This window comes from Mesorhizobium sp., from assembly GCF_017306585.1.
In the GTDB taxonomy this organism is placed as follows: Bacteria; Pseudomonadota; Alphaproteobacteria; order Rhizobiales; family Rhizobiaceae; genus Mesorhizobium.
Genome location: NZ_JAFKIC010000163.1, coordinates 1 through 25,804, shown reverse-complemented (window position 1 = coordinate 25,804; position 25,804 = coordinate 1). Strand labels below are relative to the sequence as shown.

At 64.2% G+C, this 25,804-nt stretch carries 29 protein-coding genes; 10 read left to right on the top strand and 19 right to left on the bottom strand.

Translation table 11 applies throughout. The features are described from left to right. Nucleotides 1-53 precede the first annotated feature (53 nt). Nucleotides 54-533 (bottom strand): GNAT family N-acetyltransferase, encoded by a 480-nt coding sequence (locus tag J0I79_RS19050; RefSeq protein ID WP_292862159.1) that lies wholly within the window; start codon nt 531-533, stop codon nt 54-56. A gap of 122 nt (nt 534-655) precedes the next feature. Then, on the bottom strand, nt 656-1,981 hold the full coding sequence (xylA, locus tag J0I79_RS19045) for a xylose isomerase (RefSeq protein ID WP_292862156.1): 1,326 nt from the start codon (nt 1,979-1,981) through the stop codon (nt 656-658). A 114-nt stretch (nt 1,982-2,095) separates the two neighbouring features. Here xylA and J0I79_RS19040 point away from each other — a divergent pair, with 114 nt between their 5' ends. Continuing rightward, nucleotides 2,096-2,458, top strand: coding sequence for a nuclear transport factor 2 family protein (locus J0I79_RS19040; protein ID WP_292862153.1), 363 nt, complete (start codon nt 2,096-2,098; stop codon nt 2,456-2,458). A gap of 197 nt (nt 2,459-2,655) precedes the next feature. Here the strand turns inward: J0I79_RS19040 and xylB are convergent, their stop codons facing one another. The 4 genes from xylB to J0I79_RS19020 all read right to left on the bottom strand — a co-directional run bounded on the left by xylB (nt 2,656) and on the right by J0I79_RS19020 (nt 6,472). Then, nucleotides 2,656-4,110, bottom strand: coding sequence for a xylulokinase (gene xylB, locus J0I79_RS19035; RefSeq protein ID WP_292862187.1), 1,455 nt, complete (start codon nt 4,108-4,110; stop codon nt 2,656-2,658). 81 nt (nt 4,111-4,191) lie between these two features. Beyond that, on the bottom strand, nt 4,192-5,517 hold the full coding sequence (locus J0I79_RS19030) for a tetratricopeptide repeat protein (protein WP_292862150.1): 1,326 nt from the start codon (nt 5,515-5,517) through the stop codon (nt 4,192-4,194). 61 nt (nt 5,518-5,578) lie between these two features. Then, complete coding sequence (locus J0I79_RS19025; protein WP_292862147.1) at nt 5,579-6,202, bottom strand: LysE family translocator; 624 nt, start codon at nt 6,200-6,202, stop codon at nt 5,579-5,581. Nucleotides 6,203-6,349: 147 nt separating this feature from the next. After that, nucleotides 6,350-6,472: a hypothetical protein gene (locus J0I79_RS19020; RefSeq protein WP_292862144.1), complete on the bottom strand. Its 123-nt coding sequence runs from the start codon at nt 6,470-6,472 to the stop codon at nt 6,350-6,352. A 238-nt stretch (nt 6,473-6,710) separates the two neighbouring features. Between J0I79_RS19020 and J0I79_RS19015 the strand changes: the two genes are divergently transcribed. The 4 genes from J0I79_RS19015 to J0I79_RS19000 all read left to right on the top strand — a co-directional run bounded on the left by J0I79_RS19015 (nt 6,711) and on the right by J0I79_RS19000 (nt 11,304). Further along, nucleotides 6,711-7,484 (top strand): L,D-transpeptidase, encoded by a 774-nt coding sequence (locus J0I79_RS19015; protein ID WP_292862141.1) that lies wholly within the window; start codon nt 6,711-6,713, stop codon nt 7,482-7,484. Nucleotides 7,485-7,584: 100 nt separating this feature from the next. Further along, the gene (locus tag J0I79_RS19010) at nt 7,585-8,751 is read left to right on the top strand and encodes a diphosphate--fructose-6-phosphate 1-phosphotransferase (protein ID WP_292862138.1); all 1,167 of its coding nucleotides are present in this window, start codon (nt 7,585-7,587) and stop codon (nt 8,749-8,751) included. After that, nucleotides 8,751-9,524 (top strand): MBL fold metallo-hydrolase, encoded by a 774-nt coding sequence (locus J0I79_RS19005; protein WP_292862135.1) that lies wholly within the window; start codon nt 8,751-8,753, stop codon nt 9,522-9,524. Before J0I79_RS19010 ends, J0I79_RS19005 begins: the two co-directional genes overlap by 1 nt. Nucleotides 9,525-9,780: 256 nt before the next feature. Further along, on the top strand, nt 9,781-11,304 hold the full coding sequence (locus tag J0I79_RS19000; RefSeq protein WP_292862132.1) for a DegQ family serine endoprotease: 1,524 nt from the start codon (nt 9,781-9,783) through the stop codon (nt 11,302-11,304). Between the two features lie 68 nt (nt 11,305-11,372). Here the strand turns inward: J0I79_RS19000 and J0I79_RS18995 are convergent, their stop codons facing one another. The 9 genes from J0I79_RS18995 to hisB all read right to left on the bottom strand — a co-directional run bounded on the left by J0I79_RS18995 (nt 11,373) and on the right by hisB (nt 18,600). Beyond that, complete coding sequence (locus J0I79_RS18995; RefSeq protein ID WP_292862129.1) at nt 11,373-12,974, bottom strand: hypothetical protein; 1,602 nt, start codon at nt 12,972-12,974, stop codon at nt 11,373-11,375. A gap of 97 nt (nt 12,975-13,071) precedes the next feature. After that, a complete protein-coding gene (coaA, locus tag J0I79_RS18990) occupies nt 13,072-14,031 on the bottom strand; it encodes a type I pantothenate kinase (RefSeq protein WP_292862126.1) in 960 nt (319 codons plus the stop codon). Nucleotides 14,032-14,055: 24 nt separating this feature from the next. Further along, entirely contained in the window at nt 14,056-14,379 is a 324-nt protein-coding gene (locus J0I79_RS18985; protein ID WP_292862123.1) for a phosphoribosyl-ATP diphosphatase, read from the bottom strand. 35 nt (nt 14,380-14,414) lie between these two features. Next, on the bottom strand, nt 14,415-15,206 hold the full coding sequence (gene hisF, locus J0I79_RS18980; protein ID WP_292862120.1) for an imidazole glycerol phosphate synthase subunit HisF: 792 nt from the start codon (nt 15,204-15,206) through the stop codon (nt 14,415-14,417). Beyond that, nucleotides 15,206-16,042 (bottom strand): arginase family protein, encoded by an 837-nt coding sequence (locus J0I79_RS18975; RefSeq protein WP_292862117.1) that lies wholly within the window; start codon nt 16,040-16,042, stop codon nt 15,206-15,208. The genes hisF and J0I79_RS18975 overlap by 1 nt, the downstream gene beginning before the upstream one ends. After that, the gene (gene hisA, locus J0I79_RS18970; protein WP_292862114.1) at nt 16,039-16,788 is read right to left on the bottom strand and encodes a 1-(5-phosphoribosyl)-5-[(5-phosphoribosylamino)methylideneamino]imidazole-4-carboxamide isomerase; all 750 of its coding nucleotides are present in this window, start codon (nt 16,786-16,788) and stop codon (nt 16,039-16,041) included. The genes J0I79_RS18975 and hisA overlap by 4 nt, the downstream gene beginning before the upstream one ends. 79 nt (nt 16,789-16,867) lie before the next feature. Further along, nucleotides 16,868-17,518 carry an imidazole glycerol phosphate synthase subunit HisH gene (gene hisH / locus J0I79_RS18965; RefSeq protein WP_292862111.1) on the bottom strand — a complete coding sequence of 217 codons (651 nt, stop codon included), beginning with the start codon at nt 17,516-17,518 and terminating at the stop codon, nt 16,868-16,870. Nucleotide 17,519: 1 nt separating this feature from the next. Next, on the bottom strand, nt 17,520-17,996 hold the full coding sequence (locus J0I79_RS18960; RefSeq protein WP_292862108.1) for a DUF2628 domain-containing protein: 477 nt from the start codon (nt 17,994-17,996) through the stop codon (nt 17,520-17,522). A gap of 4 nt (nt 17,997-18,000) precedes the next feature. Beyond that, a complete protein-coding gene (gene hisB / locus J0I79_RS18955) occupies nt 18,001-18,600 on the bottom strand; it encodes an imidazoleglycerol-phosphate dehydratase HisB (protein WP_023776008.1) in 600 nt (199 codons plus the stop codon). Nucleotides 18,601-18,844: 244 nt separating this feature from the next. Between hisB and hslV the strand changes: the two genes are divergently transcribed. From hslV to J0I79_RS18930, 5 genes are all read left to right on the top strand, one after another. Further along, a complete protein-coding gene (gene hslV / locus J0I79_RS18950) occupies nt 18,845-19,396 on the top strand; it encodes an ATP-dependent protease subunit HslV (RefSeq protein ID WP_127279611.1) in 552 nt (183 codons plus the stop codon). Further along, complete coding sequence (locus J0I79_RS18945; RefSeq protein WP_292862097.1) at nt 19,386-19,928, top strand: GNAT family N-acetyltransferase; 543 nt, start codon at nt 19,386-19,388, stop codon at nt 19,926-19,928. The genes hslV and J0I79_RS18945 overlap by 11 nt, the downstream gene beginning before the upstream one ends. 1 nt (nt 19,929) lies before the next feature. Next, complete coding sequence (locus tag J0I79_RS18940) at nt 19,930-20,529, top strand: DUF2585 domain-containing protein (protein ID WP_292862094.1); 600 nt, start codon at nt 19,930-19,932, stop codon at nt 20,527-20,529. Nucleotides 20,530-20,534: 5 nt separating this feature from the next. Further along, complete coding sequence (gene hslU / locus J0I79_RS18935) at nt 20,535-21,845, top strand: ATP-dependent protease ATPase subunit HslU (RefSeq protein WP_292862091.1); 1,311 nt, start codon at nt 20,535-20,537, stop codon at nt 21,843-21,845. A 164-nt stretch (nt 21,846-22,009) separates the two neighbouring features. Beyond that, on the top strand, nt 22,010-22,969 hold the full coding sequence (locus J0I79_RS18930) for a DUF1402 family protein (RefSeq protein WP_292862088.1): 960 nt from the start codon (nt 22,010-22,012) through the stop codon (nt 22,967-22,969). Here J0I79_RS18930 and J0I79_RS18925 read toward each other — a convergent pair. The 4 genes from J0I79_RS18925 to J0I79_RS18910 all read right to left on the bottom strand — a co-directional run. After that, nucleotides 22,966-23,175 (bottom strand): hypothetical protein, encoded by a 210-nt coding sequence (locus J0I79_RS18925; protein ID WP_292862084.1) that lies wholly within the window; start codon nt 23,173-23,175, stop codon nt 22,966-22,968. The genes J0I79_RS18930 and J0I79_RS18925 overlap by 4 nt on opposite strands. 39 nt (nt 23,176-23,214) lie before the next feature. Continuing rightward, nucleotides 23,215-24,453, bottom strand: coding sequence for an FAD-dependent oxidoreductase (locus tag J0I79_RS18920; RefSeq protein WP_292862081.1), 1,239 nt, complete (start codon nt 24,451-24,453; stop codon nt 23,215-23,217). Further along, nucleotides 24,450-24,764: a MocE family 2Fe-2S type ferredoxin gene (locus J0I79_RS18915; protein WP_137928913.1), complete on the bottom strand. Its 315-nt coding sequence runs from the start codon at nt 24,762-24,764 to the stop codon at nt 24,450-24,452. Before J0I79_RS18915 ends, J0I79_RS18920 begins: the two co-directional genes overlap by 4 nt. Nucleotides 24,765-24,791: 27 nt before the next feature. Next, nucleotides 24,792-25,804 (bottom strand): fatty acid desaturase family protein (locus tag J0I79_RS18910; RefSeq protein WP_292862076.1); only part of this gene is annotated, 1,013 nt, incomplete at its 5' end.

Genomic DNA, 25,804 nt, shown 5'->3' with positions numbered 1-25,804 from the left:
ACACCTTTCCAAGCAAATCGATTCCTGACGCGAAACGCCCGAATCAACCTCGATCAGACGAGTTGCTTGACAAACAGCACCGTGGTGAACCCGCTGTCCCATTCATCGTCGGGATAACGGTCTTTCTCGACGTAGCCGACCGCCTTGTAGACGCTCTGGGCGCGCTCGTTGAACGTATCGGTCTCGAGCCGAGCCTGCTGGAAACCGCCGGCACGAATTGCCTGTTCGGCGTGCGACAGCAACCTGCCGCCGACACCCTCCCCTTGATGGCTTGCTCCGACATGGACGGCCTCGATGAAGTCGCCGCGCCAGTGAATCATGCCGGCAATGTCGCCATCGATTTCGGCGACGGTGAACTCAGGCCAGCTTTCCTCGACATAGCGCCCGCCAATGTCGGTCTCGACATAGCGCCGGGCCGTCGCCTCGGTGATGTGCGGCAGCCAGGTGCCCTCGAAGGTTTCCCGCAGCACCTGCTTCAGCGCCGGGATATCCCCGGCCTGTGCGGGGCGCACGATGATCCGCGCTTTTTGCATTGCTTTCCGCTCCATCAAAATGTCCTTTGGCTAGGCAAAGAACACTTTTTGATTAACAGAACGGACCTGAGGTGGCTTTCGGCCACCTCAGGCAGATATAGGTCCAGATATCAGGCGCGCCCTCAGACGTATCTGTTGACGATGTTTTCGAGCAGTTCCTGGCGACCGGAGCGCGGCTGCGGCTCGATCTTCTTTTTCACCACGCGCTCGGCGATGTCTTCCAGCGTGCGCTTGCCCGACAGCATCGCCTTGGCCTCGGCGCTGTTCCAGCCGGCATAACGCTCGGCGAGCGGACCCGACAGCGCCTTGTCCTCGACCATCCTCGCCGCCGCCTTGAGGCCCCGCGCGCAGGAATCCATGCCGCCGATATGGCCGATCAGCAGATCCTGCGGGTCGAGCGACTGGCGGCGCAGCTTGGCGTCGAAATTGGTGCCGCCGGTCTTGAAGCCGCCGGCCTGCAGGACCTGGTAATAGGCCAGCGCCATTTCAGGTACGTTGTTGGGGAACTGATCGGTGTCCCAGCCCGACTGGTAATCGTTGCGGTTCATGTCGATCGAGCCGAAAATGCCAAGCGCGTTGGCCAGCGCCAGTTCGTGCTCGAAGGAATGGCCGGCCAGGATGGCGTGGCCCTGCTCGATGTTGACCTTGACTTCCTTCTCCAGACCGAAGCGCTTGAGGAAGCCGTAGACCGTGGCGACATCGTAATCATACTGGTGCTTGGTCGGCTCCTGCGGCTTCGGCTCGATCAGGATTGTGCCCTTGAAGCCGATCTTGTGCTTGTAGTCGACGACGAGGTTGAGGAAGCGGCCGGCCTGTTCCTGCTCGCGGGCAAGGTCGGTGTTGAGCAGCGTCTCATAGCCCTCGCGGCCGCCCCACAGCACGTAGTTCTCGCCCTTCAAGCGCTTGGTGACGTCGATGCAGGCCTTCACTGTCGCCGCCGCATAGGCAAACACATCCGGATCCGGATTGGTGGCGGCGCCCGCCATGAAACGGCGGTGCGAGAAGAGATTGGCCGTACCCCACAGCAGCTTGACGCCGGTCTGTTTCATCTTGCCGGCGAAATAATCCGCGATTTCGTCGAGACGGGCGGCGCTTTCGGAGAAATCCTTGCCCTCGGGCCGCACATCGGCATCGTGGAAGCAGAAATAGGGCGCGCCGAGCAGCGAGAACATCTCGAAGGCGACGTCGGCCTTGAGCTTGGCCAGTTCCATCGTGTCGATGCCGCCGGCCTTGGGGAACCAGGGGCGGTCGAAGGTCTGGCCGCCGAACGGATCGCCGCCCGGCCAGGCGAAGGAGTGCCAATAGGCGACGGCGAAGCGCAGATGGTCTTCAAGACGCTTTCCGGCCACCACCTCATCGGGATTGTAGAACCGGTAGGCGAGCGGATTGGTCGAATCCGGCCCCTCATATTTGATCTTCTGGATGTCGCCGAAAAATCCGCTGCTCATGATTTCCTGTCCTCTCTCGAATAGTTCGTCCTGATTACCTCAGGCGTAATTGGTTTCGCTCCCGCATCGGCCGAAAAGGGTCATGTCAAAACCGTCAAACACAGGAGACAGACCATGACCGACCTCAACAAGATCGCCGAGGGCTACATCACCGCCTGGAACGAAAGCGATGCCGGCCGCCGCGCCGAATTGCTCAAGGCGACCTTCACCGAAGACGTCAGCTATCGCGACCCGATCATGCAGGGCGACGGCCACGAAGGCGTCGCGGCGCTGATCGACGGCGTGCAGCAGCGCTTTGCCGGCTTCCGGTTTTCGCTGAAGGGTACGCCGGACGGGTTCGGCGACAAGATCCGCTTTTCCTGGAACCTCGGACCTGAGGGCGTGCCCTCGGTCATCGAAGGAACCGATATCGGCATCATCGAGAACGGCCGCCTGAAGAGCGTTACCGGGTTTCTGGACAAGGTGCCGGCGCAGTGAAGGCAATTTCGGAGGGGCGGTGCGAGGCCCCCCTCTCTGGCCTGCCGGCCATCTCCCCCTCAAGGGGGGAGATTGGATGTCACTTCGGCTTTCGCCAATCTCCAGCGTCGCAGGAATGAGCGGGGCGCCCGAACTGCCAATCTCCCCCCTTGAGGGGGAGATGCCCGGTAGGGCAGAGAGGGGGGCCTGACGCCAGCTCACGCTATTACAGCTCTTATCGCCGGGTATAGAGCCCGATAGCGCTGATAGGCATCGGCGAAAGCATCAGCCAGGCCAGCATCCGGTTCCACCGTCGCATCCGTCCTCGGCGCCGAGCACACCGCGAGCGGATCGGCCCCCGTCGCCGCGATCAACCCCAGCCGCGCCGCACCGAAGGCGGCGCCGAAATCGCCGTCGGCCGGAATGTCGACCGGCAACCGCAGCGCGGTGGCGATGGCCTTCAGCCAGTAGCGCGAGCGCGAGCCGCCGCCGATCGCCGTCACGCGAGTCAATTCCGTGCCGGCTGTCTTCAGGGCCTCCAGGCTGTCGCGGAAGGCGAAGGCCACACCTTCGAGCACCGCCTGGGTCAGGACGGCGCGACTCGATTCATGCGCCAGACCGGTGAAGGAGCCACGAATGGCCGAATCATTGTGCGGCGTGCGCTCGCCCGAGAGATAGGGCAGGAAGGACACGCCGGTCGGCGCTTTCAGGGAGTCCCCCAGCTCCGATGTCAGGTCACCCGCGCTTTTGCCCGTGATTTCGGAAAGCCAATTGAGCGAATCGGTGGCCGACAGGATAACGCCCATCTGATGCCAGGTGTCGGGCAGCGCGTGACAGAAAGTGTGCACCGCGCTTGCCGGGTTGGGCAGATAGGAAGCGTTGGCGGCAAACAGCACACCGGACGTGCCCAGCGAGACAAAAGCATGGCCGGCGCCGACCGTGCCCATGCCGCAAGCGGAAGCCGCATTGTCGCCGGCACCGCCGGCCACGGGGATGCCGGCCGCGATACCCCATTTCGACGCGAGCTCGGCGCGCAGACCGCCGGCCCTGGCGGTGCCTTCGACCAGCGACGGCATCTGCTTCTCGTCGAGCGACGTAGCGGCCAGCAGATCGGGCGACCAGCGGCGCTGGCCGACGTCGAGCCAGGACGTGCCGGCCGAGTCAGACATTTCCGAGATGTATTCGCCGGCGAGCCAAAGCCGCAGGAAGTCCTTCGGCAGCAGCACCTTTGCCACTTTCGCGAAGCCGGCGGGCTCGTTGTTCTTTACCCAGGCAAGCTTGGGTGCGGTGAAACCGGGAAAGACGATGTTGCCGGTCAGCTTGCGGAAGCGCGGATCGGCATCGAGCGCCGCCGCCTCGACGTGGCTGCGGGTGTCGTTCCAGAGAATGCAGGGGCGCAGCACCCTGTCGGCGGCGTCCAGCAAGGTCGCACCATGCATCTGGCCGGAGAGACCTATGCCTTTGACCGCGGCAAGCTGCGCCGGATGGGAAGCTTTGAGCTCGGCGATCGCGTCCTCGCAAGCGCGGACCCAATGGGCCGGGTCCTGTTCGGACCAGCCGGGGTGCGGCCGCGAAACGTCAAGCGAGCCATGGCCGGAGCCGATGACGGCCTGTTCGCCATCGATCAGCAGCGCCTTGACGCCCGAAGTGCCCAGGTCGAGGCCGAGATACATGTTTTCCTCCCACGCCATTATTTTTTTCGAGTCTCGAAAAAATCTGGCCGAGCCAGTTTTTAAGGCAAGATCGGCTTCGGGTCAATTCTCCGACAAATCGGCCGCGCGCCGCGAGAACAGTGCGGACAGCGGACTGTCGGGCCGCGCCGCCGAACGCTCGGCCGCAAGTACCCTTGCCAGTGCGCCGTCACCGGCCCGCAGCGCCGCCTCGATCAGCGTCAGGTCGATGACGTCGCGTTGCGCGTGGCTGCCGCCGAAGCGGTGGGCGATCGCCCGGATCGGCAGGATCAGGCGTATGGTTTCGGCGTAGTTGCGCTCGCCGAACGCCTTGATCGCAAGCGTCAGCGGATTGCCGACATCGCGTGTGAAAGCCGCGTTGTCGTCACTGCCATGCATGGCCTCACCCTGCGCCTGGAGCAAGGCCCGGGCGGGCTCGTCCAGCCCTGCGCCGACAAAGGCCATCATCGCGTGGGCATCGTTGAAGGCGTAATTCCCGGCCCCGGCCTTGGGCGCCCAGTTGGCCGCCAGCGCCGCCCAGCGCTCGCCGACATCGACGCCGCCAAGATGGAGCCGCCACAGGATCGCCGATGCGTCGACCATGTTGAGCGCCAGCGTCGACCCGGCGCCATAGATGGGACCGTCATAGAGAGCCAGAACCTCGTCCGTCTCGCCGAGATCGTAGTGAAACAGCGCGAGATGCCACCAATTGTGCACCTTGAGAAAGCTTTCCTTCGTCCATGCTTCGGGATCCGCGCGCATCCAGGCGATGCCATCCCTTTGCCGGCTTTGCATTTCCATGACATGGGCCACCGCATGCTGCGCCCAGCCATCGCGCGGTTCGAGTTCGACCGCCGTGCGGCCGAGCTTTTCGGCCGCGATGTATTCACCCATCTCCTCCAGTCCGAAGGCCTGCATGCCGAGAATGGCGTGGTAGCCCGGCATCCCGCTTTGCCAGGACGGCAGCGCGCGGCCGATGCGGTCGCGCAGCATGAGGGCATTGCCGGTGAAGAAATCGATCTGGTGGCCGACCTGCAACGCCACGGCATCGAGCGGGTGGTCCGCCGCGACGGCTTCGAGAATGGACGAGGCCTCATGCCAGCGCCCGCTCGCGAGGTGGCCAAGAGCCGAAACATGCGCCTGCTCGCGCACTGTTGCGGCCAGCGGCAAGGCCGCCTCGTGGCAAGCCCTTGCGACAACCATCGCCTCCCGTTCGGTGGCGAGCCCGTAGAGATAGCCCTTGAAGACATGCGCCATGACAAAACCGGGATTTTCCGCGATGGCGCGGTCGACGGAGCCGACGGGATCACCGATGAAGCACTGCAACTGGCTTACCGCCTGGCTGTAGGGCGCGAAACCTGCTTGCGTTGCTCCCGACAAGGTCAGGCCGAATGCGTCCTTGATCGCCATCGGAGATCCTTTCAAGGCCATTGTCGCTCCCAGGCTCACAGCCCAAGAAAATTGGCCCTCTTCAATTGCCGGAGCGCATTGCCACGGTGGCGATGCCGGCGCCGACCAAAAGCGTGCCGCCGGTGCGGTTGAAGATGCGGATCGCCTTGGGGTTGCGCACGACGTTGCGGGCGCGCGCCGCGATCAGCGCGTAGCCGAAGGCATTGGCGAAGGCGAGCGCCAGGAAGGTCGTCTCGAAGATCAGCATCTGCGTCCAGAAGTCGGCATGCCGGTCGAGGAACTGCGGCAGGAAGGCGACGAAGAAGGTGATGCTTTTCGGATTGAGCGCGGTGACCAGCCAGGCATGCGCCATCATCCTGGCGGAAGACACCGCATCGGTGCGCGGCTCGGCCTTCAACGCGCCGCCGGCGCGGAACAGTTTTACGCCGAGATAGATCAGATAGCCGGCGCCGATCAGCTTCAGGATGGTGAAGACCGTTGCCGAAGCCGCCAGCAGAGCACCGATACCCAGCATCGACAATGTCATGGCGGTAAAGTCGCCGAGCGCCACGCCGACGGCCATCGGCAGGGCCGTGCGCCAGCCCTGGCCCAGCGCATAGGACACGACCAGCAGGATGGTCGGGCCGGGAATGATGAGGAGAATGGTCGAGGCGGCTGCGAAGGCGGCCCAGTTTTCGAAGGACATATCTGTCTCCCTTGAGCTCAAAGAAGAGGATAAATCCTTGGGTCCGGGAGAATGTAAAGCGTTTTGTTTTCGCGCAATTTCGGGGCAGAAATCGCACGCACCTCTCCCGGAATTGCCCGCGTCAATTTCGCCAGCGGCAGATGGGCGTCAGTTCACGCCGCTCAGCGCGCTCAGGATGTCGGCCAGGCTGACATCGGCACCGAGGACCGTGGCCGCCGCGACAATGGCGGCCGCAAATAGCGTGATGTCGGCTTTTAACGTCTTGCACATGGAGGCCCCTCGCTGGTCGCCCGACGGGTAGGAAACGGCCGCGCCGGGATTATGGCCTGAGCTAGGTCCATTTGTGCAGGAACGCCCCGCCGGCGGCCATCGCGGGCGGCCGGGCACCGCCGGATAGGGCCCAAACGCAGACAGGGCAAGGCGTTCACGCTTTATCAACCATGAATGATGAAAATGCCTTCCATCCGGCCGGACCGTGCTTCCCGCCGACAGCGTAGGGTTTGGGTATATGCGTGAGTTGCCGCAAGGTCTGACGCCGCCACGAAACGGCGACGCAATCGAAACCGATCTTCTTCTTTCCCGCCGCGCCGTTCTGTCCGGTGCAGGCGCTCTGGCCCTGCTCGGCGTCGCCGGCTGCTCGACCTCGGGCGGCGGTGGCGACCTGCCGGCGCTCCAGCTCGACGATACCGTCACCGGCTCGGTGCGGCCGATCCGGCCTTCGATCAGCGTCGACAAGAACATCACCAGCCCCGATGTGATGTACGCCGCCCTGACCGATAACGGCTTCAACGTGCCCGAAGTGCCCTATCTGAAGGTCAAGCCGGAGTTCCGCCGCCAGATCGTCGTCGACACCACAGGTGAGGCGCCCGGCACCATCGTCGTGCATCTAAACGAGCGCATGCTCTATCTCGTACAGCCGGGCGGCGACGCCATCCGCTACGGCGTCGGCATCGGCAAGGACGGCTTCCGCTGGTCCGGCCGCGCCAACATCCAGTACGGAAGGGAATGGCCGACCTGGACGCCGCCGCCCGAAATGATCCAGCGCAAACCCGAACTGGTGAAGTGGCAGGGCGGCCAGCCCGGCGGCCTTACCAATCCGCTCGGCGCGCGTGCGCTCTACATCTACCAGGACGGCAGGGACACCGGCTACCGCATCCACGGCTCGCCCGAATGGTGGAGCATCGGCCAGGCAATGTCGTCGGGCTGCGTGCGCCTGATCAACCAGGACATCATCGACCTCTACAGCCGCGTTTCGAAGAAAAACCCGGTCGTCGTCATGTGATCCTTCCGCGGCGTGGTGACGCCGCTCGAAACTCCCGTTGCGTGATCCCGCAAGACAGGCGAATGTGCCTGCCAGATCCACTGCCGGGAGAGCTTGAACAATGGCCGGAACCTTCGTCATCGCGCAGGGCGGCGGCCCGACCGCCGTCATCAACCAGACGGTCGTTGGCGCCACGCTCGAAATCCGCAAGCGGCATCCCGGCGCCAAGGTGCTGGGCTCGATCCACGGCGTGCGCGGCATTCGCGACGGCAATTATGTCGACCTTTCCGCCATCCCCGAGGACCGGCTGCGGCTGATCGCTGGCACGCCGAGCGCGGCACTGGGCTCGACGCGCGACAAGCCGGACGCCGCCTATTGCGAGGTCATCCTCAAGGGCCTGCAGAAGGCGGGCGCCGATGCCTTCATCTATATCGGCGGCAACGACACGTCGGGCACGCAGCAGATCCTGACCGACGCGGCCGGCGGCAAGATCGCTTTCGTGCATGCGCCGAAAACCATCGACAACGATCTCGAGGAAAACGACCACACGCCGGGCTTCATCTCGGCGGCTGAGTTCGTCGCCGGCGCCTTCCTGTCCGTCGATCTCGATTTCCGCGCCCTGCCCGGCATCTATGTCGGCATCGTCATGGGCCGGCACGCCGGCTTCCTGACCGCCGCGGCCGCCGCCTGGCAGCTCGACCCCGACAGCGGCCCGCACCTCGTCTATGTGCCGGAACGGCCGTTCTCGGCCGCCGGCTTCATCGACGACGTGCGCGCCTCGCTCGACCGCCACAAGCGCTGCATCGTCGCCGTCTCGGAAGGCGTCAGCACCGCCGACGGCAAGGCGCTGGTCGAAAGCCTGGTGCCGCCGGAAAAGCTGGAACGGGACCAGCACGGCAATGTCAAACTATCGGGCAGCGACCTGCCGGCCGCGCTTGAGCGCGCATTGGCCGAAGGCCTGCCGGGCAAACGGGCCCGCGTCGATGCGCTCGGCTACATGCCGCGCGGCTATGTCGGCGCGATCAGCGCCGTCGACGCGCAGGAAGCCTTCGATGCCGGCGCCTTCGCCGTCAGCGTCGCGGAACAGGGCGGCGGCTCGGTCGCGCTGCAATATGACGGCAGCAAGACCGTGCTCAAGAAAGTCCCGCTGAAGAATGTCGCCGGCAAGACGCGCCACATGCCCGACAATTTCATGAAGCCCGACGCCAACCAGCTGTCTGAGGCTGGCATGGCCTATCTCCGGCGGCTGGTACCGGAGAAGTACAAGGTCGGAAAGCCGTTCGTCTGATGCCCGGCTCACACCTGATGCCGGGCGCGCATCCGATGTCCATGTCGCGGTCCGTGCCGGATTGGTTCAGCAAGCACATCGTCGACGACAGGACGACGATGCTTACCGAGCCGTTCGTGCACGATTATGTACGGGCCAACATCTGGCACTTCACGGGCAAGGACGCCGACCTTCTGGTCGACACCGGCATGGGCATCTGTCCGCTGGCGCCGCTGATAGAGACGCCCGCCGGCAAGCCGCTGCTGGTCGTCGCCACCCATATCCATCTCGACCATGTCGGCTCGCTGCACGAATTCCCGTGGCGGGCGGGCCCGAGGATGAGCGCCGCGCAATTCGAGACCATGGATGACGCGGCGACCTACGCCTACATGTTCCACGACCTCGAAGGCGCGGTCTCGAAACTGCCCGAGCCGGGCTGGAAATCGGCCGACTACCGGATACCGCCGGCGCCGCTGACGCGGACGCTCGACGAAGGCGACGTTATCGATCTCGGCGACCGCCAGTTCCGCGTGCTGCATCTGCCCGGGCATTCGCCGGATTCGATCGCGCTGTTCGACGAGGCCGATGGCTTGTTGTTTAGCGGCGACGCCATTTATGACGATACGCTGATCGACAGCCTGCCGGATTCCGACCGTAGCGCCTATGTCGACACAATGCAGCGCCTGCTCGACCTGCCGGTCTGCATCGGCCATGGCGGCCATGGGCCGAGTTTCGACGGCAAGCGTATGCGAGAGATTGCAAGGGCTTACATAGGGCAGGCCGGCGACGTTTGAGCTTGCCGGCGCCATTGTGGCGGGGCAAGCCCTACGCTCCAAACATTACCAACCCTGCGCGCAGAATTAAATCTTTGTAATATAATCGAAAAAACCTAATTCGTCCGCATCCGCGTCCTAGATTCCGGTTTCATCGACCTGAGCGGCCGCCGCATGAAGCGAGACAGGCAGCCGTGACGGCCGATACGCCGAATGGGCCGTTTCCCTCCCCAGACAGCCACGGCGCCGAACCCAATGTCTCGCACGGACAACGACCATGTCATCCCTCAACATTCTTCGCAGACATCGCGTCGCCGCATTGCTGGGCGCCGCCCTCATCATCAGCCCTGTCGCCTTTTCCGTCGTCAGGACCAATCATGCCGTGGCCGGGACCATGACCCCTGTCGCCGGCGTTACCGCCCCCAACGGCTCGTTCGCGCCGATCGTGGCCGCCGACAAGCCGGCGGTGGTGACGGTCACCACCGTCATGAAGGCGCAGCCGGCAAGCGCCGATGACGGCATGCCTCTCGGCAACTCGCCCTTCGACCAGTATTTCCGCCAGTTCTTCGGTGACCAGGGCATGCCCGCTCCGCAGACGCCGCCGCAGCAGGCGCAACGCGCCGAGGCGCTGGGCTCAGGCTTCATCGTCGGCGCCGACGGCACGATCGTCACCAACAATCACGTCGTCGACGGCGCTTCCTCGATCAAGGTGACGCTCGATGACGGAACCGAACTTCCCGCCAAGCTGGTCGGCCGCGACGCCAAGAACGACCTTGCAGTGCTCAAGATCAAGGCCGACAAGCCGCTGCCGACGGTCAAATGGGGCGATTCCGACAAGCTGATGACCGGCGACCAGGTGCTGGCGATCGGCAATCCCTTCGGCATCGGCACCACGGTCACCGCCGGCATCGTCTCTGCGCGCGGCCGCGACCTGCACAGCGGGCCGTTCGACGATTTCATCCAGATCGACGCCCCGATCAATCACGGCAATTCGGGCGGGCCGCTGGTGGATGTGAATGGCGATGTCGTCGGCATCAACACGGCGATCTATTCGCCCAATGGCGGCAGCGTCGGCGTCGGCTTCGCCATACCGTCCGACCAGGCCCAGAAAGTGGTCGCCAAGCTGATGAAGGACGGTTCGATCCAGTACGGCTATCTCGGCGTCGAGATCCAGCCGGTCACGCCTGACGTGGCGAGCGCCATCGGGCTCGACCATGCCGGAGGCGCGCTGGTCTCGCAGGTCAATGACGGCTCGCCCGCGGCCAGCGCCGGCGTCCAGACCGGCGACGTCATCACCGCCTTCGCCGGACAGGACGTGAAGGATCCGAAGGACCTGTCGCGGGCCGTCGCCGATGTCGCTCCCGGCGCCAAGGAATCGATCGATGTGTGGCGCAAGGGCAAGGCCATGCAGATCTCGGTCGACGTCGGGCGCAACAGCGACGATGTGAAGACCGCTTCGGCCGGTGATTCCGACACGCCGAGCGCCGACCAGGGCTCGCGCGCGCCGGCCATCGGCCTCGGGCTGATGGATATCACGCCCGACATCCGCCAGCAGATGAACCTTGCCGACAACGAGCACGGCGCCGTGGTCGCCCGCGTCAATCCGGACAAGGCGGCGGCCGCCGCCGGCATCCAGCCGGGCGACATCATCGTCGCCGTCAACCAGGCGCCGGTGAAGAACGCCAGGCAGGTCACGCAGGCAATCGCGCAGGCCAGCAAGTCGGGCCGCAAGTCGGTGCTGTTGCTGGTCGAACGCGACGGCAGCCAGATCTATGTCGCCGTGCCGTTCGCCAACGGCTGAGACCTGATGATGCAGCCGGCCCGTCACCCGAATGGTGGCAGGCCGGTTTTGCTTGAGAACGCTAGCCTTCAGCCGCGATCGGCGATGTCGGCGCGGATGAACACCGTCACCGAAGGACTTTGGTGCAGAAGGCGATAGTTTCGCAGCACTTGCGCGATCGCCGGAGCGTCGTGCAGGGACGGCACGGTGGGCTGGTCCTTCAGGTTCAGCAGCACCGGCGGACGCGGTCCGGTCGTTCCATCGTCGATGATGATATCGGGCCGTTTGGCCGCGAGTTCATCCGCGATAGAGGCCGTATACTTTTGCCTGAGATCCGCCAGGGCCTGGCGCACCTCCGGATCGGGTTCGATCGCCATCAATATCGCGGCGTCGTTGATCATCCAGCCGGATTGCTGGCGCCCCACGAAGCGGCCGCCCGCCATGCGGGTGAGCGGGTTGCTGAACTGCAGCTGCGAAGCGATCGAGATCATGGTGGGATGATCGACCGCGCGCACGATCGCGGCGGTCGCCGCATCGAGGTTGCGGCGTGGCTGCGTATAGGCGAGCCCTTGCTGCAACGCCGTCAACAGCACGATCGAAAACAGGCCGAGGGCAGCGCCCGCCTTGACCGGCAGCGGCAGGCTTCGGAACGGCCTCAGCCTGCTATATTGCAGCATCAGCGCCAGCACGCCCAGCGTCAGGAACGGTATCGCCTGATAGGTCCAGCCCTTGCCCATGATGACGAAGGCCGGGATATAGGCGGCTCCCGCCAGCAGCATTATCCCGGCATGGCGATCAGGCCCGCCGGGATAGGCCATGGCCAGCGTGGCGACCGTCATGGCCACGAACATCGTCACCTGCCACAGCATCAGCACGTCGACCGTTGACATGCGCATCGGCAGATAGACCTGACGCAGCAACGGCATCACGTCGGTGAAGAAAGGCTGCATGAACACGGCGAGCGCGGCGAGATAGGCCAGGGTAAGGATAGCCCCGATGACATTCTCGGCCGTGAAAAGCGGATGCAGCGAACGCCGCCTCAGCGCGACGACCAGCGCCGGCAAAGCCAGGGCAAGAACGCTGTAGGGCGGCTTGATCATGACGAAGATGCCGGCGCCCACGCCGGCGACGATCCGCTCGGCCAGACTGCCGGCGTCGAAATCGATAGTCCGGTCGCGGGCCGAAAACAGGGCTAGCCATGGCAGCAGCATGATCACGGCTATCTGTTCGCGCTGGCCGAAATCGACGGGAAACAGGAACAGCACGAAGAAAACCGCGGCCGGAACCATCCAGATGTGAGGTTTCAGCGTTTGATCCGAACGCGCTACAATGCGCGCCGAGTACCAGACCGAGGCAATCGCCAGGGCGGCCACGCCGGCGCTCACCCAAAACTCGGCCGGCAGGCCGGTCAGCCGCTCGAGCAGCACGAAGGGCAGATAGAGCCAGATCGAAAAGGCCGGGTTGACCTCGATGATGTCGACCGAAAGGCGCTCGCCGTCGAGCACGCGTTCGCCGATCGTCAGCAGCCAGGACACGTCGACATTGCCGGGCAGCACAAGGAAGGAGGCAAGGACCGCATAGGCGGCAATCAACAGCGTGACGATGACCGGCCAGACGAGACGGCCAGCCGGTACGGTGCTGACGGACCGCAAGCCGACCGGTTCGTCGGAAGCAACGAATGGCGCGTCCATGGCCGCGATCCTCACCACCAAAGCAGCAGTCAAGCAGGACATGTAGCAAACGGTGAGTTAAGGCCGTTCTAACTGGCAGTTGAACGCAGCCTAGACTTCAAAGCTTGCGCAGCGCCACTTCCTCGATCAGGTGGTCGGCGCCCTTGCGCAGGATCAGGTCGGCGCGAGCACGCGTCGGCAGGATGTTTTCGCGCAGGTTTTTCAGATTGATGTTGGTCCACAGGCCCTCGGCGATCGCCTTGGCCGCATCCTCTGACAGCTGCGAGTAGCGGTGGAAGAAGGAGTCCGGATTGCGGAACGCCGTCTCGCGCAGCCGCATGAAGCGGGAGATATACCACTGGTGGATCAGCTTCTCGTCGGCGTCGATATAGATGGCGAAGTCGAAGAAGTCGGACAGGAAAGGCACGATCTTGCCGTCCTGCGGCAGCTTGCCGGGCTGCAGCACATTGATGCCCTCGAAGATCAGGATGTCGGGCCGGTCGATGGTGACGAACTCGCCGGGGATGACATCATAGGTGAGGTGGGAATAGACCGGCGCGCGGACATCGCGCTGCGCCGACTTGATGCCCGAGAGGAAGCGCAGCAGCGCGCCGACATCGTAGCTGTCGGGAAAGCCCTTGCGTTCCATCAGGTTTTCGCGACGCAGGACTTCGTTTGGCAGGAGGAAGCCGTCCGTGGTGATGAGATCGACCTTCGGGCTCGACGGCCAGCGCGTCAGAAGCTCCTTCAGCACGCGGGCCGTGGTCGATTTGCCGACCGCGACGGAACCGGCAATGCCGATGATGAAAGGCGTCTTGACCACGTCGACCGCGTTGAAGAAGGCCTGGCGCTGCCGGAACAAGAGCTGGCTCGCCTCGACATGCGCCGACAAAAGCCGCGACAGCGACAGGTAAATCCGCTCGACCTCCGCAAGATCGACCGGGTCGTTGAGCGAGCGCAGGCGGCGGAATTCATCGTCGCTCAGCGTCAGCGGCGTGTCGGCGCGGAACTGCGACCATTGCTCGGCGGAGAAGAAACGAAAGGGGGAATATTTCTCGGTCGGCGCGAGCTGGTCCATCGAGCTTCCTGTCCTCCCTCGCGGTCAGCCCTTCGGCCGCGACGCCTTCTCGGAGATGCCCGAACGCCCGGTGCGGCTTTCGAGCTCCTTGAGCACGTCGCTCAACGGCACCCCCGAGATGCCGAGAACGACAAGCCAATGATATATAAGATCGGCGCTTTCCGAAACGAGGCCTTGCCTGTCGGCCTTGACAGCGGCAATCACCGTCTCGACAGCCTCTTCGCCAAGCTTCTGCGCCGCCTTGTCGATGCCGCGCGCGAACAGTTTCGCCGTCCACGAGTCAGGGTCGCCGGAATCGGCGCGTTCTCTGATGATTGTCTCCAGATCGGAGAGCGAAAATCCCGCCATGGCGTCCAAGGCCTTTTTTCTTAGCCGGAATGCCTCTAGGGCCGATCAGCCGACGAGTCCAGCCGCATCGGCAGGCCAGCTGCGGCCATGTGCGCCTTGGCCTGGGCGATCGTGTAGGTGCCGAAATGGAAGATCGAGGCCGCCAGCACAGCGCCGGCATGGCCGTCACGAATGCCCTCGACCATGTGGTCCAGCGTGCCGACGCCGCCCGAAGCGATGACCGGCGCGCGCACTGCGTCAGCGATCGCACGCGTCAGGGCGATGTCGTAGCCGGCCTTGGTGCCGTCGCGGTCCATCGAGGTCAAAAGGATCTCGCCGGCGCCGCGATCGACCATTTTACGGGCGAATTCGACCGCGTCGATGCCAGTCTTCTCGCGCCCGCCATGGGTGAAAATCTCCCAGCGAGCGGCCTCACCCGGCCCGGACACCTTCTTGGCGTCAATGGCCACGACGATGCACTGGTTGCCGAATTTGTCGGCGGCTTCCGCGACGAAATCCGGGTTCTTCACCGCCGCCGTGTTGATCGACACCTTGTCGGCGCCGGCCAGCAGCAGCTTCCTGATATCGGCGACCTGGCGCACGCCGCCGCCTACGGTCAACGGCATGAAGCATTGCTCGGCGGTGCGGGCGATGACGTCGAAAATGGTTTCGCGGTTGTCCGACGACGCGGTGATGTCGAGGAAGCATAGTTCGTCGGCGCCGGCCGCGTCATAGGCCTTGGCCGCCTCGACCGGGTCGCCGGCGTCGATGAGGTCGACGAAATTGACGCCCTTGACGACACGGCCGTCCTTGACGTCGAGACAGGGGATGACGCGGGCCTTCAGCATCAGCGGCCCTCTATCGTGGCGATGAGATCGTTGAGCAGCTGGCCGACCAGCGGCGGCACGTCGGCCTGGGCGTCGAAGGCCGGGTCGTAGGCGGACACGGTGATGCCGACGATCGGCACGGCAAGCGCCATGGCGCAGGCCGCATCGCGCAGTTGCTCCGGGTTCGGCCCGCCAGGAGTGACGTAACGGTTGGCCTGCAATTCCTTGGGGTCATGCACGTCGAGATCGAGATGCATGTGCACGCGCCTGGCGCCGGCGGCCTGCAATGTCTCCGTCGCGCGCGCCACGCCTGGACATTCGGTGCGGATGACCGGCAAGGTCTGGAGAAGTTTTTCCTCGGCCGGGTCGAGATCGCGCGCGTTGACGAGGACGCAGCGCGAGGGATCGATCGGCTGGAAACCCGGGATGGCCCCGGCCATCGGGCGCCAGCACAGGCCGAGCACCGTCGACAGCGCCATGCCGTCGAGAAAGCCGTATATGGAGGTTTCGGGCGTGTTGAGGTCGCCATGCTGGTCGGCCCAGATGATGGCATCGGCCCCTTCGCCGGCGACCGCGCCGGCCGATGTCAGGCAGTTTCCGGCAAGCACGATGGGAAACCGGCCCCGGTCACGGGCAATGCGGACCTCGCCCGAGACGGCGTTGCAGACGGCGAAACCAGTGGCGATCTCGCGCTCCTGGGCGTCGCCGACCTTGCCGATGTCCTGGACGGTCACGTCATGGCCGGCCATGGTCAGCGCGTCGACGAGACCGCCCGCGATCAGCGCATCCGGGCCCTGGCCCATGCCGCCGTGATAGTGGCCACTGTCATAGGAGGCCAGGATGATGGTGATGTTCACGGCCGCGCCTCCATTGCTGCCCGGCCTTGCAGGACCGCCAGCGCCTCGGCCGGATCGATGCGGCCGTCATAGAGCGCGCGGCCCGATATCGCGCCCTCGAGCTTTTGCGCGTCCGGCATGGTCATGCGCACGATATCGGCGATCGAGGCGAGCCCGCCCGAGGCGATGACCGGGATCGACACGGCCTCGGCGAGATCGATGGTGGCATCCCAGTTGATGCCGGTCAGCACGCCGTCACGGTCGATATCGGTGTAGATGATGGCGGCGACGCCGGCGCCCTCGAATTTCCTCGCCAGTTCGACGACGCCGAGGCTGGAGGCCTCGGCCCAGCCCTCGACGGCCACCTTGCCCCCCTTGGCGTCGATGCCGACGGCGATCTTGCCCGGGAAAGCCTTGCAGGCCTGTTTGACGAGGTCTGGATCGCGCACCGCCACGGTGCCCAGGATGACGCGGGCAAGCCCCCGGTCGAGCCAGTCCTCAATCTGTTCGAGCGTGCGGATGCCGCCACCGAGCTGCACCGGGTTCTTCGTCGCCTTGAGGATGGCGCCGACCGCGGCACTGTTGACGCTTTGGCCCTTGAAGGCGCCGTTGAGGTCGACCACGTGCAGCCATTCAAAGCCCTGATCCTCGAAAGCCCTAGCCTGCGCGGCGGGATCATCGTTGTAAATGGTCGCGGTCGCCATGTCGCCGTGCTTGAGGCGCACGCATTTGCCGTCCTTGAGGTCGATGGCGGGAAACAGGATCATGCTGCGCTGCGCTCCTTGAAAGCCTGGGCGCCAGAATTGCCAATGAGGGACAGCGCCATCGTCCGGCGCGAGTGGCTCATCACGGCCTCCATCTCAGGAAATTGGTGATCAGCGCCAGGCCAAGCGTCTGGCTCTTTTCCGGATGGAACTGCGTGCCGGCGAGGTTGTCGCGGGTAACGGCGGCGGTCACCGGACCGCCATAGTCGGCGACGGCCAGAACCTCGTCCGCCTTGAGCGCATCGAGATGATAGGAGTGGACGAAATAGGCGTGCAGCCCCGCAGGTCCTGTCGGAATGCCGGCAAAGAGCGGGTGCTCGCGCCTGAGTTCGATGGTGTTCCAGCCGATCTGCGGGATTTTCAGCGCGGGATCGGCCGGCGTGATCTCCTTGACGTCGCCCGATATCCAGCCAAAGCCGTTGGTGATGGTCTTCTCCAGCCCGCGACCGGACATCAATTGCATGCCGACGCAGATGCCCAGGAACGGCCGCCCCTTACGAACAGCGACGTCCTCGACCGCTTCCCACATGCCGTCGACCGCGCGCAGGCCGGCCGCGCAATCGGCATAGGCGCCGACGCCGGGCAGCACGACGCGGTCGGCTGTGCGCACCCGGTCGGCGTCGGCCGTCAGGTCGATCTGCGCCTCTATGCCGGCTTCGCGCGCGGCGCGTTCGAAGGCCTTGGTGGCCGAGCGCAGATTGCCCGAACCGTAGTCGATGATTGCTACCCGCATCTCAGGGCCGTCCCGGAATGTGATTCAGTCCCAGCGCCATGCCGGGCTGCGCCGGGCGCGCCAATGCGGCATCCGGGACCATGCGGGGCGCGGCCGCGGCTTCGTCGGCATGGCCTTCGACTTCGAGGGCATAGCGCGTGTCCGCGTCATCGATGCGGCCGGCATGAACCACGCCCCATTCATGCCACCCGCGCCGACGCAGGGCCGAGATGCGCAGGCCCTGCCCTTCCAAACCGACATAGAGCGAGACGAGCAAGGACAGGAGCGAACCGGCGACACCCAGGCCAAGCTTCTGGCCGAGCATGGAAAGCGCGCCCATGACAACAAAGGCAAATCCTGCCTCGACCCAGAGCCGATTCCAGGCAAGCCACAGCGGCGGCACCAGAAACCCCAGCCAGGTGAAGCCGTCGCGGATGAAGGCCGTAGTGTCGACCTTCTCGCTGCGGCCGGGCGGTTCCATGACGACGTAGGCAGCCATGACGCTATCCCTTCAACGAACCCTTGGTGGAAGGAACCGCGTCCGGCTGGCGCGGGTCGCGTTCCAATGCCGCACGCAGCGCGCGCGCCACCGCCTTGAAGCAGGTTTCGGCGATATGATGGTTGTTGGCGCCGTAATGGTTGGTGACATGCAACGTGATGCCGGCATTCTGGGCAAGCGCCTGGAAGAATTCGCGCACCAGCTCGGTGTCGAAAGTGCCGATCTTGGGCGACGAGAACGACACGTTCCAGACCAGGAAGGGGCGGCCCGAGACATCGATCGCCGCACGCGTCAGCGTCTCGTCCATGGCGAGGTCGATCGAGGCGTAGCGCATGATGCCGCGCCGCTCGCCCAGCGCCTTGGTCAGCGCCTGGCCAAGCGCGATGCCGGTATCCTCGACGGTGTGGTGGTCGTCTATATGCAGGTCGCCCTTGGCCTTGACCGTCATGTCGATCAGGGAATGGCGCGAGAGCTGGTCCAGCATATGGTCGAAGAAGCCGACGCCCGTTGCGATGTCCGACTTGCCGGAGCCGTCGACATGGACCGACACGGAAATGTCGGTTTCCCTGGTCTTGCGGCTTGCTTCGGCGGAACGGGGCGCCATCATTTCATCCTTGTCCCAGTGGTTCACATGGTGGCCGGTTCACGGGCTTCAAGTGCCCGCGGGCTTGAAAACGAAAGCCTTCTATCAGCATGATCCGGCGATTGCCAGTTGCGTTGCGCCGGGCTATCGGCCGTGCCGGGGACGCGATTTGCAATCATTGGCCCCATGCATACATATGGCCGATCAAACTTTACTCGTACCGCGCCAATCGCCTTTTTGGGATCGCGCGAATCGGAGCCAGGACATGTCCAATGAACTGACCATGCACGCCACGACCATCGTGACGGTGCGCAAGGGCAACAAGGTGGTGATCGCCGGCGACGGCCAGGTCAGCCTTGGCCAGACCATCATGAAGGGCAATGCCCGCAAGGTGCGCCGCATCGGCAAGGGCGGCAATGTCATCGCCGGTTTCGCCGGCGCCACGGCGGACGCCTTCACGCTGCTGGAACGGCTGGAAGCCAAGCTTGAACAGTATCCCGACCAGTTGACGCGCGCCTGCGTCGAACTCGCCAAGGACTGGCGCACCGACCGCTATCTGCGCCGGCTGGAAGCGATGATGCTGGTGGCAGACAAATCGGTGTCGCTGGCGCTGACCGGCAATGGCGATGTTCTCGAACCCGAACATGGCGTCATGGCCATCGGCTCGGGCGGCAATTACGCGCTGGCCGCGGCGCGCGCGCTGATGGACACCGACAAGGATGCCGAGGAGATCGCCCGCAAGGCGATGCAGATCGCGTCCGACATCTGCGTCTACACCAACAACAATTTCGTCGTCGAAACGCTCGATGCCGCCTGAACATTTTCAGCCATACGATTTTCGGCCGGTCACGCAAAAGGACCTGCCGATGATCGCCGGCTGGCTCAGACAGCCGCATGCGGCGCAGTGGTGGGACGATGCGGACAAGGAAATCGCTGATATCCGCGAGCACATCGATTCCGTGTCGGTCGAGCCGCTGATCGTCGAGCTCGACGGCATGCCGATCGCCTATCTGCAGAGCTACGATCCGCACCTGGAGGACGATCATCCCTATGCCGACCAGCCGTTCGGCACGCTCGGCATCGATCTGATGATCGGGCCGCCGGAGCTGGTTGGCATCGGCCATGGCTCGGCAATTGTGCGCCAGTTCGTGGAAGAGCTGTTCGAGGAAGGCGTGCCGCGCGTCATCATCGATCCCGATCCCGCCAATATCAGGGCCATCCGCGCCTATGAAAAGGCCGGGTTCCGGGCCGTCGACCGCAGGCATTCCATCTATGGCGACGTCGTGCTGATGGCGATTGATGCCGAAGAGGGCGATGCCGAAGACGTCGACGCGCAAGAGGGGGAATAGCATGAACGCATCCGGCGAGGATAAGGACCTCTCGGCCTACGAAAACAGCTGGCGGATGGGGCTGCTGATCGTCGCCGGCCTGATCGTCGTCCAGGCGGTGACGCTCTACCTGATGGGTCATCCGCCGATCTGCACCTGCGGCTACGTCAAGCTCTGGCATGGCGTGGTGAACAGCTCGGAGAATTCCCAGCACATTTCGGACTGGTACACCTTCTCGCACATCATCCATGGCTTCCTGTTCTATGCGCTGGCGCGCTTCCTGTTCCCGCGTTCGCCGATCGGGCTCAGGCTGGCATTCGCCGTGCTTATCGAAGGCGGCTGGGAGCTGCTGGAGAACAGCCCGTTCATCATCGACCGCTACCGCGCCGGCACCATCTCGCTCGACTATTACGGCGACTCGATCATCAATTCGGTGTCCGACACACTGGCCATGGTGCTGGGATTTGTGATGGCGCGAAAGCTACCTATATGGGTGATCGTCAGCCTCGCCATCCTTTTCGAACTGGGTACCGGCTACCTCATCCGGGACAATCTGACACTCAACGTGATCATGCTGCTGCATCCGTTCGAGGCCATCAAGCAGTGGCAAAGTGGAATTTGAGTGATATGAGCACATTCTCCCCCCGTGAAATCGTTTCGGAACTCGACCGTTTCATCATCGGCCAGAAGGACGCCAAGCGCGCCGTGGCCATTGCGTTGCGCAACCGCTGGCGCCGCCAGCAGTTGCAGGGCCAGATGCGCGAAGAGGTGATGCCGAAGAACATCCTGATGATCGGGCCGACCGGCGTCGGCAAGACCGAGATATCGCGCCGCCTGGCGCGGCTCGCCGGCGCGCCTTTCGTCAAGGTCGAGGCCACCAAGTTCACCGAGGTCGGCTATGTCGGCCGCGATGTCGAGCAGATCGTACGCGACCTTGTCGAGGTCGCCATCGGCCTGGTGCGCGAGAAGATGCGTGAGGACGTCAAGGCGCGCGCCCATGTCAACGCCGAGGAACGGGTGCTGGAAGCGCTGGTCGGCAAGACGGCGAGCCCGGCGACCAAGGACTCCTTCCGCAAAAAGCTGCGCGACGGCGAACTCGACGACAAGGAGATCGAGATCGAGGTCGCCGACACCGGCACCGGCGGCATGCCCGGCTTCGAGATCCCCGGCATGCCGGGCGCCAATATCGGCGTGCTCAACATCAACGACATGCTGTCGAAGGCGATGGGCGGCAAGAAGACCAAGCAGCGCAAGACGACGGTCAAGGAATCCTACGACCTTCTGGTCAACGACGAATCCGACAAGCTGCTCGACCAGGACGAGGTGGTGCGCCGGGCGCTCGACGCAACGGAGAATGACGGCATCGTCTTCCTCGACGAGATCGACAAGATCGCCGCGCGGTCGGACATTTCGGGTGGGCCTTCGCGCGAAGGCGTGCAGCGCGACGTGCTGCCGCTAGTGGAGGGCACAACGGTGGCGACTAAGTATGGACCGGTGAAGACCGACCACATCCTGTTCATCGCCTCGGGCGCGTTCCACGTTTCCAAGCCGTCGGACCTGTTGCCGGAATTGCAGGGCCGCCTGCCGATCCGGGTCGAGCTGCGCGCGCTGGAGAAGGAAGACTTCGTCCGCATCCTGACCGAGACCGAGGCCAGCCTGATCAAGCAGTATATCGCGCTGATGAAGACCGAAGGCGTCGAACTGACCTTCACCGACGATGCCATCGATTCGCTGGCCGGCATCGCGGTCGATCTCAACGCCAGCGTCGAGAACATCGGCGCGAGACGGCTGCAGACGGTGATGGAGCGGGTGCTGGACGAGATTTCCTACGACGCGCCCGACCGCAACGGCACCGCGGTCACCATTGACGCCGCCTATGTGCAGAAGCATGTCGGCGACCTCTCGAGGAACACCGATCTGTCGCGCTTTATCCTTTGAAGAACAGCGCCGGCACCTCCCGGCGCCGGTCTTTGCCTCCGACATCCGCACTGTGGCCAGATGGTACCATCTGGCCACCTTTCGTCTTGCCGGGCGAAGTGGCGCTCTCGACTCAACCCTGAGCTTTACCTAGTTTGCCCGCGATATATGCAGGCGGCGGGCGCATGAAAAAACTGGTGCTGGTCATTCTCGGTTTGACGCTGGCGGCGACGATTTTTGCCGCCGAGGCGGCGACATTGGTGCCGCCGGGAAATCGCAATGCCGAGCAGCCGGACATTCCCGGCGCGTCCAGCCGGCGCACGCAGGCCACCAACACCACCTTCCAGGCCAAGTATCGCAAGGTCTATGCCCTGCTGCAGAACGACCCCGACCTGCGCGCCAAGATCAAGAAGGCGGCGAGTGCCTACGGCATCGATCCCATGCATATCGTCGGCGCCATCGTCGGCGAACACACCTACAATGTCGACGCCTATGACCGGCTGCAGACCTATTACGTCAAGGCGATCTCGTATCTCTCGAGCAAGCTGTCCTTCGCCTATAATGGCGAGGATGTCAGCGATTTCGTGCAGCGGCCGGAATTCAAGAAATGCGCCTCGATGTCCGACAGCTATGATCTGTGGGAATGCCGCGAGCAGGTCTGGAACCGCGCGTTTCGCGGCAAGACCGTCGGCGGCGAGGACTTTCCGGACAACCGCTTCGGCGCCACCTTCTTCCAGCCCTACTATGCCGGCCAGACCTTCGGCCTCGGCCAGCTCAATCCCCTGACCGCCCTGCAGATGAGCGACCTCGTGCACAAGGTTTCCGGCCTGCCGAAGCTCGACGTCGCCGACCCCAATTCGGTCTACAAGACCATCATGGATCCCGATCTGACGCTGCCTTACGTCGCGGCGACGATCAGGAAATCGATCGACGCCTATAAGAGCATCGCCGGCTTCGACATTTCGGGCAATCCGGGCCTCACCGCCACGCTCTACAATGTCGGCAATCCGGAGCAGCGCGCCTATGCGCTGAAAGCCGAAAACGACAAGCGCCGCGCCGCCGGCGAACAGGCGAAGCTGCCCGAAGAAAATTATTATGGCTGGCTGGTCAACGACAAGCTGCCGGAGCTGAAGGCGCTGTTCTAGACCTGTTTCCGGCCGTCGCCGCCTTCGGTTGCGGCGCGCGCGTTCAGATCTGCCTCGGTGATTTCGGCGCCCTCTCCGTCCAGGATCATGATGCCTGCGGCATTCCCGCTCCGCAACGCTGCGAGCCGCGCGATCGCCTCTTCGGCGGTGGCGAAATCATCCATGATCTGGGCGATCGAGAGGCCATAGAGAACCGAATAGGGCATGAGCGGCGACCTTGAGGAACCTGCTCAAGCTAGCACGCCTCAGGCCGCCAGCAACGCCTTCAGCTTGACTTCGGGCGATCCAAGCGCCTCCGGCGCCGGGCTGGCCCGTCTGGCGATCAGCATTTCGGCCAGCCTGATATCGCGCGCCACCGCATTGCCCGGACCTATGCCGCTGGCCGCCACCAGCCTGCCATCCCCGGCAAGGTGAAAGAGAATGAAGGCGCTTTCGCCGAGATCGCGGCGCACCATTGTGCGGCCTTCATCGGTAAGCCCCGCGATCTGCAGCGACAGGCCATACTGATCCGACCAGAACCACGGCACATCGGCATGCGCCTCGCCAGCGCCGAGCATGTTCCTGGCCGCCAGCGCGCCCTGTTCCTGCGCGTTGCGCCAGGCTTCCAACCGCACGCGGCGGCCGCCATAGACGGCGAGCGGGAACGAACAGCAGTCGCCGGCGGCGAAGATGTCTGGATCGCTGGTAAGGAGTTGCGCGTCGACTGATATGCCATTGTCGATCGCCAGGCCGGCTTCAGCGGCGAGACCGGTGACCGGCACGGCGCCGATGCCGATGATGGCGAGATCGGCCGTGATTTCCCGGCCGCCGGCAAGCGTTACGCACACCTCCTTGCCGTTGTCGGCAATGGCGGCAATGCCGTCCCCGCAGAGGATGTCGACGCCCTGGGCGACATGCGCGTCATGAACGACTGCCGCGATCTCGGCCGGGACGCCACGCATCAGGATGCGCGGCTGCGCCTCGATGACGGTGACAGAAGAGCCCAGTTTGCGGGCGGACGCGGCGAGTTCGAGACCGATGAAGCCGCCGCCGATGACAGCGACACGGTTGCCGGGCCGAAGGTGGGCGCGGATGGCGAGCGCGTCGGCGAAGGTTCTGAGGTAAACGCAGCGCGCGCCAAGGCCGGGCATCGGCAGCTTGCGCGGGGTCGAACCTGTCGCCAGCAGGAGCTTGTCATAGGAAAGCGAAGACCCGTCCGAAAGGCGCACCTCATGCGCCGCTCGGTCGATCGCCACTGCGCGCACGGAATGGAGATGCCGGATCGATTTTTCGGCCAGCAGGTCGTCGCTGGCGATCGCCTTGATCTCGGGCGCGTCGCTCGCCATTGCCTCTTTCGACAGAGGCGGCCTTTCGTAGGGCAAATGCGGCTCGTCGCCGACCAGTGTCACCGGCCCGTCATAGCCGAGGTCGCGCAGCGCGAGCGCGGCCCGCCCGCCGCATTCGCCGGCGCCGATGATGACCATTCCCCGCGCCATCTCGGTCATCCGATCTGAATGAGGACTTTGCCCGCGTCGACCTTGACCGGATAGGTTCTGAGGTTGACGCAGACGGGGGCGCCCCTGGCCGCACCGGTCTTGTAGTTGAAGCGGCCATTGTGCTTGGGGCATTCGATGATGTCGTCCATCACCAGCCCGTCGGCCAGATGCACCTTCTCATGCGTGCACAGGCCATCGGTGGCGAAAAACTCGTCGTCGGGGCTGCGATAGATGGCGAAGGTGCGCCCGCCATGGTCGAAGCGCATCACGTCCTCTTCGTCGATATCGTCGGCGGCGCAGGCCTCGACCCAGTCGCTCATTTCATCCTCCCATGCGGTCGTTCGGTGTCATTCCGCCGCAGCGGCGACGGCGTCATTGTGGAATTCCTCGCGGTAGGGCCTGGCGGTCGGCGGCAGCTCTCGCTTGAGGAAATAGTCCTCGTTGCGCAGCTGGCGCAGGAACACCGGGATCATCTCGCGGTAGCCAGCCAGGATCGACGGGGTCGGCGCCGGCAGATCGTGCTTGATCAGCTCATGCAGCCTGGGCAGCGCATGATAGGGGACCATCGGGAACATGTGATGCTCGACGTGATAGTTCATGTTCCAGTAAATGAAACGGCTGACCGGGTTCATGTAGACGGTGCGGCTGTTGAGCCTATGGTCGGTGACATTGTCCGCCAGGCCGCCATGCTGCAGCAGCCCGACCATGACGTGATGCCAGGCGCCATAGAGCCTGGGCAGGCCGACCAGCATCAAGGGCAGGAAAGACCCGAAATACAGCGCCAGGACGACGGTCGCGGCATAGATCGCGGTCCAGATGCGGGCGATGCGGATCGCCTTCTTCTGTTCCTGCTCGGGAATGAAGGTCTTTTCGGCCGCGCTGATATTTCCGGCGGTGTTGCGCAGCATGTCCGACATCGCGTGCCAGGCATCGAGCACCCCGACGAAGCCAAGAAGCGCGCGCACAAGGTCCGGCGGCCGCATGACCGAGATTTCCGGATCGCGGCCGACGATGATGGTGTCGGTGTGATGACGCGTATGGCTCCAGCGCCAGGTCACCGGATTGCGCATGATCATGAAACAGGCGATCTGATAGACCGCATCATTCATCCATTGGGTACGGAAAGCCGTGCCATGGCCGCATTCGTGCCAGCGGGAATCGGTGGATGAGCCGTAAAGCACGCCATAGACGAAGAAGAACGGCACGCACCACCAAGTGCCCCAGAACCAGGCGCCGCCGGCGCCGCTGATAATGAGGGCGGCGAGCCATATGGCCGTGTCGCGGATCGCCGGGCCGTCGGAGCGCTGCATCAGCGCCTTCATGGTCTTGCGCGGCACGTCGTTGCCGGTGTCGTAGACCA